Source organism: Bdellovibrio bacteriovorus (assembly GCF_001592745.1).
GTDB lineage: Bacteria > Bdellovibrionota > Bdellovibrionia > Bdellovibrionales > Bdellovibrionaceae > Bdellovibrio > Bdellovibrio bacteriovorus_B.
The window spans coordinates 1,244,492-1,257,218 of record NZ_LUKD01000001.1 but is presented as its reverse complement, the minus strand read 5'-3'; the positions used below and the strand labels follow the sequence as shown (position 1 = coordinate 1,257,218).

Annotated in this window: 16 protein-coding genes; 8 read left to right on the top strand and 8 right to left on the bottom strand. The window is 43.9% G+C overall.

Translation table 11 applies throughout. The features are described 5' to 3' along the window. The first annotated feature begins 227 nt into the window (after positions 1 to 227). Positions 228 to 593, top strand: a complete 366-nt coding sequence (locus AZI87_RS06020) for a hypothetical protein (RefSeq protein WP_063205478.1) — start codon at positions 228 to 230, stop codon at positions 591 to 593. 54 nt (positions 594 to 647) lie between these two features. Here the strand turns inward: AZI87_RS06020 and AZI87_RS06015 are convergent, their stop codons facing one another. Continuing rightward, positions 648 to 1,217, bottom strand: coding sequence for a lipocalin family protein (locus tag AZI87_RS06015; protein WP_063205477.1), 570 nt, complete (start codon positions 1,215 to 1,217; stop codon positions 648 to 650). A 146-nt stretch (positions 1,218 to 1,363) separates the two neighbouring features. On the opposite strand from AZI87_RS06015, the gene AZI87_RS06010 reads away from it, so the two are divergent. After that, on the top strand, positions 1,364 to 1,969 hold the full coding sequence (locus tag AZI87_RS06010; RefSeq protein ID WP_063205476.1) for an ankyrin repeat domain-containing protein: 606 nt from the start codon (positions 1,364 to 1,366) through the stop codon (positions 1,967 to 1,969). A 51-nt stretch (positions 1,970 to 2,020) separates the two neighbouring features. Here the strand turns inward: AZI87_RS06010 and AZI87_RS06005 are convergent, their stop codons facing one another. Then, complete coding sequence (locus tag AZI87_RS06005; RefSeq protein ID WP_063205475.1) at positions 2,021 to 3,250, bottom strand: isocitrate dehydrogenase (NADP(+)); 1,230 nt, start codon at positions 3,248 to 3,250, stop codon at positions 2,021 to 2,023. 318 nt (positions 3,251 to 3,568) lie between these two features. On the opposite strand from AZI87_RS06005, the gene AZI87_RS06000 reads away from it, so the two are divergent. Next, positions 3,569 to 4,363, top strand: a complete 795-nt coding sequence (locus AZI87_RS06000; protein WP_063205474.1) for a M48 family metallopeptidase — start codon at positions 3,569 to 3,571, stop codon at positions 4,361 to 4,363. Here the strand turns inward: AZI87_RS06000 and AZI87_RS05995 are convergent, their stop codons facing one another. Further along, entirely contained in the window at positions 4,364 to 4,966 is a 603-nt protein-coding gene (locus AZI87_RS05995; protein WP_063205473.1) for a TetR/AcrR family transcriptional regulator, read from the bottom strand. A 63-nt stretch (positions 4,967 to 5,029) separates the two neighbouring features. On the opposite strand from AZI87_RS05995, the gene AZI87_RS05990 reads away from it, so the two are divergent. Further along, positions 5,030 to 5,476: a DoxX family protein gene (locus AZI87_RS05990; RefSeq protein WP_063206594.1), complete on the top strand. Its 447-nt coding sequence runs from the start codon at positions 5,030 to 5,032 to the stop codon at positions 5,474 to 5,476. Further along, positions 5,473 to 6,051, top strand: a complete 579-nt coding sequence (locus tag AZI87_RS05985) for an NAD(P)H-dependent oxidoreductase (RefSeq protein WP_063205472.1) — start codon at positions 5,473 to 5,475, stop codon at positions 6,049 to 6,051. Before AZI87_RS05990 ends, AZI87_RS05985 begins: the two co-directional genes overlap by 4 nt. A gap of 40 nt (positions 6,052 to 6,091) precedes the next feature. Here AZI87_RS05985 and AZI87_RS05980 read toward each other — a convergent pair whose 3' ends face one another. Beyond that, entirely contained in the window at positions 6,092 to 6,391 is a 300-nt protein-coding gene (locus tag AZI87_RS05980; protein WP_063205471.1) for a hypothetical protein, read from the bottom strand. A gap of 562 nt (positions 6,392 to 6,953) precedes the next feature. After that, on the bottom strand, positions 6,954 to 7,823 hold the full coding sequence (locus AZI87_RS05975) for a LysR family transcriptional regulator (RefSeq protein ID WP_063205470.1): 870 nt from the start codon (positions 7,821 to 7,823) through the stop codon (positions 6,954 to 6,956). Between the two features lie 111 nt (positions 7,824 to 7,934). Between AZI87_RS05975 and AZI87_RS05970 the strand changes: the two genes are divergently transcribed. Continuing rightward, a complete protein-coding gene (locus tag AZI87_RS05970) occupies positions 7,935 to 8,432 on the top strand; it encodes a hypothetical protein (RefSeq protein ID WP_063205469.1) in 498 nt (165 codons plus the stop codon). Between the two features lie 61 nt (positions 8,433 to 8,493). Here the strand turns inward: AZI87_RS05970 and AZI87_RS05965 are convergent, their stop codons facing one another. Further along, on the bottom strand, positions 8,494 to 9,153 hold the full coding sequence (locus AZI87_RS05965; protein ID WP_063205468.1) for a hypothetical protein: 660 nt from the start codon (positions 9,151 to 9,153) through the stop codon (positions 8,494 to 8,496). Between the two features lie 205 nt (positions 9,154 to 9,358). Between AZI87_RS05965 and AZI87_RS05960 the strand changes: the two genes are divergently transcribed. Then, positions 9,359 to 10,156 (top strand): extracellular medium-chain-length polyhydroxyalkanoate depolymerase, encoded by a 798-nt coding sequence (locus AZI87_RS05960; RefSeq protein ID WP_063205467.1) that lies wholly within the window; start codon positions 9,359 to 9,361, stop codon positions 10,154 to 10,156. Here the strand turns inward: AZI87_RS05960 and AZI87_RS05955 are convergent. Then, entirely contained in the window at positions 10,147 to 11,124 is a 978-nt protein-coding gene (locus AZI87_RS05955; protein WP_063206593.1) for a serine/threonine protein kinase, read from the bottom strand. The genes AZI87_RS05960 and AZI87_RS05955 overlap by 10 nt on opposite strands. 71 nt (positions 11,125 to 11,195) lie before the next feature. Here AZI87_RS05955 and AZI87_RS05950 point away from each other — a divergent pair, with 71 nt between their 5' ends. After that, a complete protein-coding gene (locus tag AZI87_RS05950) occupies positions 11,196 to 11,975 on the top strand; it encodes a M48 family metallopeptidase (RefSeq protein ID WP_253696503.1) in 780 nt (259 codons plus the stop codon). Here the strand turns inward: AZI87_RS05950 and AZI87_RS05945 are convergent. Continuing rightward, positions 11,972 to 12,664, bottom strand: coding sequence for a phosphatase PAP2 family protein (locus AZI87_RS05945; protein ID WP_063205465.1), 693 nt, complete (start codon positions 12,662 to 12,664; stop codon positions 11,972 to 11,974). The two genes, AZI87_RS05950 and AZI87_RS05945, sit on opposite strands and share 4 nt — an antisense overlap. Positions 12,665 to 12,727: the final 63 nt, after the last annotated feature.

Here is a 12,727-nt window from a genome sequence, read left to right as displayed (position 1 = left end):
ACCCAAATTTCTCTCTATGGACGAAGCTCTCGAACAGAAAACCTCAACCTGAGGTGCCTGCTTACTTTTTGGGTCTACGGCGCGTCATTCTTTAGGGGTGCCTGTTTCTTTTTTGCACTTCGGTGCGGCAATCGGGATTTTTTGGAGAGAGGTCGTCGGTATTGAATCACTTCTTGTCGGTTTGTTGGGTTCGGGTAGGATTAATGGGGTCTATAGGAGTTTTTGTTATGAAGAAGATTTTGATTTTGGTTTTGATGCTTCCTCTTTTTGCTTTTGCTCAGTCTGTGGGGGTTAAAGATATTCCGGCGGATGGGGATACTACTATTGAGATTAAAAAGGGTAAAAAGACGGACAATGAATTTGAAATTGTGAACGGTGAGGATGAAGTTGAGGGGGAGGCGGCGCCGCTTTTGAAAGAGGCTCGTGCTAACTGGAAGACGGCTTGTGCTGATTGGAAAAAAGAGATCAAAGAACTGAATAAGGAAAATCAGGTTCTTTCTTTGAATTGCGGCAAAATGCAATGCTCAACGGTCGCGATGGAATCAACTTGCACTTCAAATGCGAAGTACAAATTGAAAGTTCGTGTAAAATAATTATCTCGTGGAACAAAAATAAAAAAAAGCTCAGTCGATGTGACTGAGCTTTTTTTATTTATTCCACTCGCAAAGTTTTGTTCTTTCTGTCAGCCCGCCTTCTTGAGGAGTCGTCATAAATTTACAAGTATCGTAGCCGCGAATTAAAAGGAAATCGGCAAGATCTCTTAAGGTGGAGTCGGGCAGTGACGGAGTTCGTGAAAGAATCCAACCGTAATCTCGAGTCGGATGTCCTACGACGGCCACCTGATAGTTGTTATCTAAGTAAATAATCCAGTATTTTCCCGCTAACAGATAAAAGTATTTATCTTTGAAGTTTGCAAACGTGACATCAAGTTTTGCGTTGGTTTCTGCGTCCGCGACTTTAGCTCGGCCTTCCGTAGAAAGGCGTTCGCCCTTTGCAGTTGTGCAAGAATTCAGGACCTTGACCTCTTCATTGGATAAGACGGTGTATTCAGCCGTCGTATCCTTCACGCATTTTCTTTGGAAGAACTGGGGGATCGAGGCTATCTCGTGCCAGACACCCTGATACCTTGTCAGGTCGACGTATTTAACGGTTTGCAAGGGCTTGGCTTCAGCCATTGCGGCGGCAAAAATAAAGATCAGAACTGCTACGATTCTCATAACAACTCCTTTTATACCTATTATAAAACTCATCAACATTGACGCATCCGCCAGTGTTAAAAAACATCTGTCATCGATCAGGACTCTTCGCTTTGAGCCAAAGGTTTATACTAAAAGAGCGTGTAGTCATTGGAGGGGAGGTATCCATGGAAGCATTTCCTCGGCCTATTTCCTTATTGGATGTCGTAAAGAAACACGATGTGGCGGGAGTCAAAGAGGCCTTGCGAAAACGTGTGAACTTAGAGATCACCGATTCGCAAAAACGAACGCCGCTTTTGATCGCCACTGAAAACAACGACGTCGAAATTGCGTGGCTCTTGATCTCTGCCGGAGCCGACGTAAATGCACAGGATGCCAAACATGAAACTCCACTTCTGCGTGCGGGTTCTGACGGTCGTCTGCAGATTCTAAGATTCATGTTGAAAGCAAAACCGAATTTCAAAGTTCTTGATCGCCATGGAGCCACTCCGCTGATTCCTGCGGCGGAAAAGGGTCATGTCGAAGTCGTGCGTGAACTTGTACAAACTAAGATTAATCTAGATCACCGCAATCAACTCGGATGGACAGCCTTGATGGAGGCCGTGGTTCTTGGCGACGGAAGTCCTCGCTATCAAGAAGTCGTAAAAATTCTTATTGAGGCCGGTGCGGATCCAAATATTCCCGATGTCGATGGAATCACGCCACTCGCCCATGCGCGAAGAAAAAAGCTGAATAAGATCGTAGAAATTTTAGAGAGCGTAAAGGCGAAATAAAAAAGCCCCCGTTTGCACGAGGGCTTTGAAGAATCAGATTTTAAAATCTAATTACATTGAAAGAGCTTTTTTCAAATTTGAATCAAGCTTTTCAAGGAACGGCTCAGTGTTCATGTATTTATCAGCAGGAACTTTGTCGCCATAGATACAAACAGCCAAGTCCTTTGTCATGAAACCAGCTTCAACAGTTTCTACACACACTTTTTCTAAAGTTTGTGCGAACTTCACAAGCTCTGTGTTTCCGTCCAAGTTTCCACGGTGCTCAAGACCACGAGTCCAAGCAAAGATAGAAGCGATTGGATTTGTCGAAGTAGGTTTCCCTTGTTGGTGCTGACGGAAGTGACGAGTCACTGTTCCGTGAGCCGCTTCAGATTCCATTGTTTTTCCATCTGGAGTCACAAGAACTGAAGTCATAAGACCCAAAGAACCGAAACCTTGTGCAACAGTGTCAGATTGAACGTCACCGTCGTAGTTCTTACAAGCCCATACGAAGTTACCATTCCATTTCAATGCGGAAGCAACCATGTCGTCGATCAAACGGTGCTCATAAGTGATGCCGGCAGCATCGAACTTCGCTTTGAATTCAGTTTGGTAGATATTTTCAAAGATGTCTTTGAAACGGCCATCGTATTTTTTCAAGATTGTGTTCTTCGTAGAAAGGTACAAAGGCCATTTCTTTTGAAGAGCCATGTTGAAGCAAGAACGAGCAAAGCCAGTGATAGACTCATCCGTGTTGTACATAGTCAACGCAACACCATCACCTTTGAAGTTGTAAACTTCGTGAGTGATCGTTTCGCCACCGTTTTCAGGTTGGAAAGTGACAGTCAATTTACCTTTGCCTTTTGTTACGAAGTCTGTCGCGCGGTATTGGTCACCGAATGCATGACGACCGATACAGATTGGCGCTGTCCAGTTAGGAACTAGGCGAGGAACGTTTTTGCAGATGATAGGTTCACGGAAAACAGTACCGTCCAAGATGTTACGGATAGTGCCGTTTGGTGATTTCCACATTTGTTTCAAGTTGAATTCTTTTACGCGAGCTTCGTCTGGAGTGATTGTCGCGCACTTGATACCCACGTTGTACTTTTTGATCGCCTCTGCAGCGTCTACAGTCACTTGGTCGTTCGTAGCATCACGATGTTCCATGCCCAAGTCGTAATACTTGATGTCGATATCTAGGTAAGGAAGGATCAATTTTTCTTTGATGAACTTCCAGATGATTCTTGTCATTTCATCGCCATCGAGTTCAACGACGGGATTAGCAACTTTGATCTTATTCATAGTCGGTCCTTTTTCCAGTTTTAGGATGTCTAAAGCCTTGAAAATATAGAATGAAGTTTAAACTCATTCAAAGGAAATAACCCGAATGTGCGGCCTTTTCGCAGAAAAATACCCATGACAAGCTTGGTCACGACCACGGTGTTCTGATTTGATGCAGTTTGCGGCTGTTCTATGCGCCAAAGATGAAACCAAATTGGGAATTCTGAAGCCTTCCTTTGGCGCTCTAATAAAGCAAAAATTCGGTCGTAAAGTTCTGCAGCGATACAAAAAATCAGACGGATTCTTTGAGGAGTCTTCGGCCTGTGCTAGCTTTGAGGGATGAGAATTTTAGCTATCTTACCATTCATGTTTTTTATCGCTTCTTGTGCCACTTCTACCAATGAGGGTGAAATCGGTGTTAGCCGTAAGCAGTTGCTTTTACCCGTAGGTCAAATCAACGACATGGCAGCGCAGACTTACAATCAGATGAAAGCCGATGCCCAGAAAAAAGGAGCTTTGGATAAAAATCCAAAACAAGTCGAGCGAGTCCAAGCTATCGCAAAAAAACTCATCCCGCAGACTTCTGTCTATCGTTCAGATGCCTTGAAGTGGGATTGGGAAGTTCACGTGATCACGTCAGATGAACTCAACGCCTTCTGCATGCCTGGCGGAAAAATCATGTTCTATTCAGCCATCATCGATAAGCTTCAACTGACCGACGCAGAGATTGCCGCCATCATGGGTCATGAAATTGCGCATGCATTGCGTGAGCACAGTCGTGAAAGAATGTCGCAAGAGCTGATTAAAAGTGGTCTTGCTCAAGTGGTCTTAGCAACGGGGAAGGTGGATCCTGCATACATTGGCTACGCCGACCAAGCAGTGACGTTAGGAATTTTACTTCCCTACGGTCGTGGTCAAGAAACTGAAGCTGATGATATGGGGCTTGAGCTGATGGCGCGCGCCGGGTACAACCCGCAGGAAGCTGTAAATCTTTGGAAGAAGATGGCGGCTCAAGGGGGAGGAAAACCTCCTGAAATTCTAAGCACACATCCCGCCGACGAAACGCGTATCAAAAAGATCACAGCACTTTTACCCAAAGTAATGCCGTTGTATGAGCAGGTGAAAAAGAAATAATTATTTTAAAAGAGCGCGTTCTATCATCTCAAGGTGGTGATCAATGCCATCTTGGATGGATGCTTTGCTTTGCAGACTCTCAAACTGACCGTCTAAAAGTAAAATCGCAAACCCGTGAATAGAAGACCAAACAAAGCGTGCGACGGTTCTCGGGTCATCCTTCTTAAAAACCTGATTCTTCATACCTTCAGAAATTAAATCCATCAGAGTCATGAAAGCTTCTGCGCCAGCCTTTTCAAGCTCCGGACGCTGTTCGCTTAAACAGCGCAACTCTTGATGAAACATACTGCGATAGTGACCGGTGTTGCTTATCGCAAATTCTATATAAGTTTTGCCCGCCAGACGCAGTTTCTGGCGGACGGTTTTTCCTTTAGGGATTTCATTAAGCATCTTCGCGCTAAAGGAATGAAAACCTTCTTCTGCGATATGGGACAATAGATCTTTTTTTGAGGCAAAATGACGATAAACGGCCGTGTGACTCACTTTAAGACTTTGAGCGATTTCACGTAACGTAAAGTCAACCTCACCCTTTTTGTGAATGATTTCAACAGCCTTTTTAATCGCCGCAGATTTTAAATCGCCATGATGATACGTTTTTGCCATGAAAAAAGTCTAGCATGCTTTATCCATGTTTACAATGGTCACATTTATGTTAACATTGGTAACATGAAGAAGCTAAACGCGTTTTACCGAATGTTGATTGTATTTTGTCTCTTGGCCTTAGGGGCTAAGCTTTTCGGGTTCTTAAAGAACTGGCAAGAAGTGCCCCTATGGGTGATGATTCAGATGTTCTTATTTGCCGGCATCAGTCATTTCACACCGCTGCGCCACGAATTCGTAAAAATGATTCCTCCGATGATTCCTTGGAAGATGTTCTGGGTGTACTTTACAGGCGTTCTTGAAATTGTCGGAGCCATTGATTTAATAGACCCCGTCACTCGTCCCTATGCCGCTTGGGCTCTTATTGCCTTCTTAGTTCTTGTATTTCCGGCAAACTATTACGCCGCGAAAAACGGGATTCGCTTTCGAGGAGTAAAACCTCCGTCAGCACTCGTTCGCGGAAGTATTCAGATTCTTTTTATTGTCGCACTTTATGTGGGAGGCATTTTATGAAGAAGATCCTCATAATTAACGGTCATCCTAACGTGGAAGCATTAGGAAGTGAGTTCGCAAGAGTTTACGCGAGCGCCGCGAAAGAAGCGGGCCACGAAGTTAAACTCATGAACATCGCAGATCTTCAGTTTGATCCGATTCTTCATAAAGGCTATTTAAAGATCCAAGAACTTGAGCCGGATCTTCTTCAAGCCCAGAAAGAGATTTTGTGGGCTGAACACATCGTTATAACTTTCCCTATGTGGTGGGGAACCGTGCCCGCCTTACTAAAAGGATTTTTAGATCGCACTTTGCTTCCGGGCTTTGCTTTTAAATATCATAAAGATGACCCGTTCTGGGATCGACTGCTGAAAGGACGAACGGGGCGGATTATTTTTACGACCGATGCACCTGCTTGGTACAACTGGATTGTGAATCGTGATCCTGCCATTCGGATGATGAAAACAACCGTCATGGAGTTTTGTGGCATTAAACCCGTCGGTGTCACGCAGTTTGACTCTGTGAAAAATAGAAAGCCCGAAGAAATCAAAAAATTTCTTCAAAAGGTGCAAGACCTTGGCAGCAAAGGTAAGTAGTCACCAAAAACAGGGGACCCGACGGGTCCCCCCAAAAGAATTACCTTAAGGAATAAGGGTTCTTTATTTGGGACTCAAGCAGATGAGACGTTGCCTCCACAGGCTCAAAAGCATGTTGTGGAGAAACTAAGCGCACAAGTTGCGGTCCTCTGAAAATAGCAGCAGCTATTGCAAGCATCACTCCCAGTGATTTGTACACGAGGTACGCGAGGAAGCTTGTTATCAGACCGGCCCTTTTTACGCTTTCAACAGTCACATCCGCAGAGGTAGAAACGAGTTTCAGTAAATACCGCTCGTTTTCGAATTCCCATTCTTTCTTTTTACGCAATAACGCGTTCATAGCTTCCTCCTCAGGATTGATAATGCTTGCAAAAGCGCCGATCAAAAGGCCGCTGATCTACGCTTAGGCAAGAGTTGAAATAAAAATGCCTTCAAGACGAAAATCGTCCTGAAAAACGTTTAAAATTATTTTGGGTTAAGCCAAGAATGAAAATGCCGGTAAGCAAGTCATAACTTGGGTGATGTAAGTTCGATTTTATCGTGGATTAGAACAGAACTTGGTCTCTAGAATTGGCTGTCGGAGGCCACGTCTTGTCCGTGCACGTTGGAATCGTTCAGGTTTTTATTATTCAACATCATAATAATCATGATGGCCTCCTTTCATAAGAGTTATCTCTAATATCTGTGATCTCTCGAGGAAAGTAAACGAAATACTTTTTTATTTTTTCGTAACTCTACTTGAGACCGATCTTAAGATCAGCTGCAGAAGCGCGTTGCAAAGGCAAAGCCACACACAAACATATATCACAACTGTTTTAACGGAACTGGAGGCTAAATGCGGGTTTCGTTTTGAAAATCAGTTCCAGAATGGGAGTGGCAACTTGGAACCGCACAATGCGCCACTAAGATTTTTTTGTGAACGCATCAATCAAGGCTTTAAAGTAGGGCGGCATTTCGCTGCGAGGATACCAAGCAAGCGCAACGGGATATTCCAAATACATTTCTTGTGATAAGTATGTCAGCGAACCTTCTTTAATAAAAGGACGCGCAAACTCTTCAGTTAAGGTTGAGTACCCGACACCCGCAATCATTAAAGACGTCAAGGCATCAATGTTGTTGGCATAATGGCGGTGCTTTGGAAATTTCGTGATTTTGTATTTCTTTAAAAGATCCAACGTCATGGTGTCGTTAGGATCAAAATCCATGATGGTTTCATTCGCCAGAATGTCTTCAAGCTTTCTTTTCTTCCACGCTGATGGCCCAACAAGATAATAGCGTTCTGGCAGCATTACTTTCGAATCAAGCTCTAAGCCCACATGGTTAACGGGAAGGGCACCCATTTGAGCAAAGCCTGTCTTTAGTTTTCCGAGAATGCTGTCTGTGTCGGTAAGATCAAAGCGAACTCTGAGGTTCGGATATTTCTTCATCACGGCAGCAGCTTTCGGAATCATGCGCGAGCGCATCAGCGTGGAAGTCCCACTTATGCAAACTTCAAAATAAGTATTCTGTTTTTGTCCACCTATGCTTGAAAGGGTTTCGCCTTCTAAGTCACGGGCCGCTTTCACATAGCGAAGAAGAGATTCCCCTTCGCTTGTTAAACGCATTCCCTTTCTAGATCTGGTGAATAAAGTAACGCCCAGTTGCTTTTCCAAGCTCCGGATTCTTTGGGTCACGCCTGTCTGCGTGAGATTCACCATTTTAGCCGCTTCCAGGACCGTGCCCTTTTGGACGACGGCCCAGAAAGCTTCAAGGGAAGGGCTGAGTAAACTCATTAAAAATGATAATAAACTGAAATATATGAATTATACAAATACATAATTTAAGAATATTTAAGATCAACGCAACATAGACACTAAATGTAGGAACAAATCCTAGGAGGAAAAATGAAAGTAAAAATCTTGTTGATCGCAGCGTTGTTCGTCGGAAGTTATGCACATGCACTTGTGGAAAAGTCAGTGAGTGAGCAAGAAATTAAATGCGTAGAAGCCGCAGATGTTTCTTATGGACTCTCTGACGTATCCTTTAAAGTGATTGCAACGGAACTCTCTGCACCACGCTTGCATCAAGTGAGTTATGATCTGGAATACAGCGCAGTCTTTGCGATTGCAGGTAAATGCCCTTCAAGAAACTGCGGTTCTACTCAGTATTACAACCATAGTGGTACAAGCATTAATAATGTAGATGCGACAGCGTTCTACAATCAGAATGAAGAAGGCATCCATCACATTTACCTAAAGAGTGCAACGAACCCTGCAAATGATTTTGAAGCTGTTTATGAAATTAACGGCTCAAATGTAAATTTGAAATCTTTGACTTTAAGAGGGCAAAAAAAGTCTGACATCAGTTCAACTTTAAAATGTCAGCTTGTTTCCCATAACTAGGGAAGAAAGATCAAGGGCGATAGGTCTTAATGGAAGGCCTATCGCCAGCTTAAAATGAAAATTACTTTACGAGTGTACCAGAGATCGCACGAAGCTGCGTAGAAACAAGATTTTCGCGAGACAAAGATTTGCGAATCTTCTCACAGGCGACACGCTCTGTTCTTGGTGGAAGGCCCATGTAAACCGTGTGGATATTCTCTGCTAATTGGGTTCTTTCAAAATAGTATGAGTTCGTCGAAGTCTTCTTAAGCACCATCGTCAAAGTCGTGTGCAAAGTATAAGTGAACTTATTCACACCCATGTGCAAATTGCAGTAAGGTTCTTTGATGTAACCTGTTTCTAAACGAAACTGACGTTGTGTCGGATGTGCGATGCGAATTGTTCCATCTTGCTCTATCGTGCCCACGACACCTTTAGCGGTATCGGCTTTTCCATTTCGATCGGCCACGTAAATGTCGTTTCCATCAAATACGTAAGCCAAGAATTCGTTAAAGATATCGTCGCTACAAGAATAGTAAGAAAAAGGAATAGAAAGACCTTGCTCGGTCAGTTCAATGTTTAAAGCAGAGTCGCATTGAATATCACGAAGAGTGCTAGATCCTTTTGCGGGATTGTATTGAAGTTGACCTTTCAAGGTCCCCTTGTATTCGCCCAAAACGCCACTGTTTGCTTGCGCCAAAGAAGTGAAAAGTAATGCAGCCATGATTAATACTGATTTCATAGGTCCTCCCAAAGAGGCCGATACTACCAAAGTCTTTGAGCTTGTCAGGCCTTTGTGCGCTGTTTTTCACAGACGTAACGGTAATTGTGGACCTCTATTAAGACCACTTTTGACAAATACTCGGCGAAACCGTCAACTGATTTAAGGGACAAAGTATTTTCTTTCTCCTATAAAAGCCTTGGAACTTTTGATGGAGGCGGCCCGGATGAAATTCGCATTCTTAACTTTAATCGCAGCGTTCTCTGTAAATGCGCAGGCTTCAAACTGTGAGACTAGCGGGGTTTTGGATCGCATCACATGTCCGTCTCAAACTCTTGAGATTTCGGGCCCGCACCTAACTCGCGAAGTTCGCTACGCCCTTCCAAAAGGTAAAACTCCGCGTGGAGGATGGCCGACAGTCGTTCTTTATCAAGGAAGTTTTTTTGATGTTGAGTTTTCAAGACAAAAGCTTATGCCTTTTGGCGGTTATAACGAGATCCGTCTAATTCAATCTTTATTAGACAGCGGCTTTGCCGTCGTTGCTCCCCGAGCCATTGCTGGTGTTGCTTGGATGACAAATCTCATCGGCGTTGACTACGAAACGTCGGAAGATTTCTATTTTATTACCGAGATGCTTTCAGAAATGAAAAAGGGGAGTTTCGGTAAATTAAACATGAAGCGACTTTATGCCACCGGTATCTCTAGCGGAGGCTATCATTCAAGCCGCATGGCTGTCAGTTTTCCAGGTGTCTTTAAGGCCTTGGCCGTGGAATCCGCATCCTTTGCGGATTGCAAAGGGCCTGTTTGTTTTGTTCCAACGGCGATTCCAGAAAATCATCCTCCAACACTTTTCTTACACGGGGAACTAGATACCGTTGTTCCAGTGGGAACCATGTATCCCTACTTCGAGACATTAAAGGCTCACGGTATCGATACAGAATTTTTTGTTGATCCCACAGCAAGACATCAGTGGTTAGAGCAGGCACCTGAACTCATCACTCAATGGTTTTTAGATCATCCTTGAATTTGCCAGGCGATTTTTTCTAAAGCTTCGACCTCTTCGGCCCAATATCTGTACGTATTGAACTCAGGGAAAAGACGGGGGAAGCTTGGATCTTCCCAGCGCTTTGCAATCCATCCCGCGTAAGAAATGATACGAAGACCGCGTAATAGTGGAATCCAGGACCATTGGTGATCTGGGAACTCGCGCAGCTCTTCATAACCTTCGATGATTTGAAACTTCTCTTCATCCAAAGTGTCGTTGTCTCCGGAAAGAAGCATCCAGAAATCTTGAATCACCGGGCCGTTCACGAAATCGTCGAAGTCGACTAAGAAAAATTCTTTTCCGTTATTTAAAAGATTTCCCTTATGGCAGTCGCCGTGGATGCGAATGAATTCAGAGGGATTAAAACTATCGTCGATAGCATAAAGAATGTCTTCCGCCGCCGTAAGGTAACGATTGCGAACTTCGGGGATGATCCAGTCATGCAAATAATCAATCGTATCCCAACCGCCATAATAGCTAGTATCTAACGTCGGACGATGAAGAGCTTTTTTCTTTGCGCCGATGTTATGGACTTGCGCCATCAGGCGGCCGACTTTTTTAAGTTCTCCGTCTAGAAACTCTTGCGGCATTCTTCCTAAAACTTTTGGAAAAAACGCGACATACATTCCATCAACTTCAGAAACCGTGCTGTCATGCCCTTGAAAAAGGGGAGCGACGGCAGGAATGCCTTCATTTTTTAAGGAAAGCAGAAACTCGTGCTCTTCTAAAATGGCGTCCTTGCTCCAGCGATTGGGGCGATAGAACTTGGCAATGACGTTCTTAGTAGAGCCATTTGGTTCGGGCGCTTCTTCTAGCTTGATATCAAAAACGCGATTCTCATAGGAATTTAACTGAGTGAACTCTCCCGTCGGATAAAACCCTGCATTTTCCGCCGCTTGCAGAACTTTTTCAGGATCTAAACTATAGAAAGAAGAGGTTTTATCCATTTTGCTCCCAAAGGTACCTGCTTCCTTTTCTTCACAAAGGGAAGCAGGTACCTTTTTCTTGCCAGTTTTTTGTGGGTAAGTCATTCTCTGACTGGATGAGCGATAAAGAAACTTTCCTCTTTGCTAAATGGCCTGTTGAAGTGCATCGGCGCAACTTTCGTCGCTCGGTTTCGATTTATCTTTATCCTAATAAGCCTATTAAGGTCGTAGCGGCGAAAAGCACATCGCAAAAAGTGATCACCGACTTTTTGATGGCGAAAAAGGACTGGATCGAAAAGAACTTCGAAAAGTTTTCTGAGATCGCTGAAAAATTCCCTGAAAAGAAGATCAAGGCCTACGAAAACTTTCCTTTCTTAGGGAAAGACCGCAAGCTCAAGGTTGTCATCACCTTGAATAAAAAACCGTTCGTGTCCGTGACAGAAGAAAATCTTCTTTTGCATATTCCAAGAAACGATTGGAGTGCAAACTCGTTGATAGAAGAGCATCCCACGGCACTGACAGAAATCCGCCATTTCTATAAACGCGAAGCCGTTCAATTATTGTCTGAAAGAATCAAGTTCTGGGCTGAACAAATGAACCTGCATCCAGCGCAAGTGAAGTTCCGCGAGCAACGCACCCGCTGGGGGAGTTGCTCGTCTCGTAAGATCATCAATCTGAATTGGCGTTTAATCGTGTTTAATCAAGAAATCATTGATTATGTGATCGTGCACGAGTTGGCACATTTGCAGCACATGAATCACTCGGATCGCTTTTGGTCTTTAGTAGAAAAGTATGTGGCAGACTATAAAGGGATTATGAAATCCCTTAAAGAGTCGCAGTACTTAGTCGAATTTTTATCTGAACAAAACTAATAAAGACCGTTCGCTGTTTTTGCGCGCATCAAGGACATCGCAAGCAATGTTCCCACATAACCGACGCAAGCACCGAAGATAGTGTCACTTAAGAAGTGATCGTGAACCACAACGCGAGTCAGGCAAATCATCACTGCCGCAGGAATCCAAAACCAACGCATCTTCGGAAAGGCCACAGTCATCATTGTCGCTACAGTGAAGATCACTTGTGAGTGTCCTGAAGAAAACGAATGCCAATGCCAATGTGTCGTCATTGGTGTGAAGATGAAAGGATCAAAATCCGGAGTTTTATGTGGGCGCTGACGTCCCACTGTAAACTTAATAATGTGCGTGATGATTCCACACACGATCAGGGAAACAAAAAAATTAAGACCCCAGCGACGAAAGAAATCGACTGTATTTGAGTGCTTGCGAAAAGCCGAAATACGTGGAGCAATCCACGCTGCAAATCCCCAAGTCGCTAACGCCAATACGAACCAGTATTCTGAAAGCGCAACATCAGTCAGCTCCCGTGCAGGTTCTCTTAATGCGGTTCTAACTTGCTCATTCGCGAAGTATAAAGAAAGGTTTTGGTCGAACAAATACATCGCCAAAATAGCTAAAATGAATGAGCCAAGAATGACTTTGATAATATGTTTTGTCAGTTTTTGAGGGTCGCCGACGAGCTCGCCGAATTGTTGTACAGGCATGTAATTCCTTCCAAAGCAGAGTCTAAAACGTAACCGTATTGCAATACAAGCCCTGATGAGGGG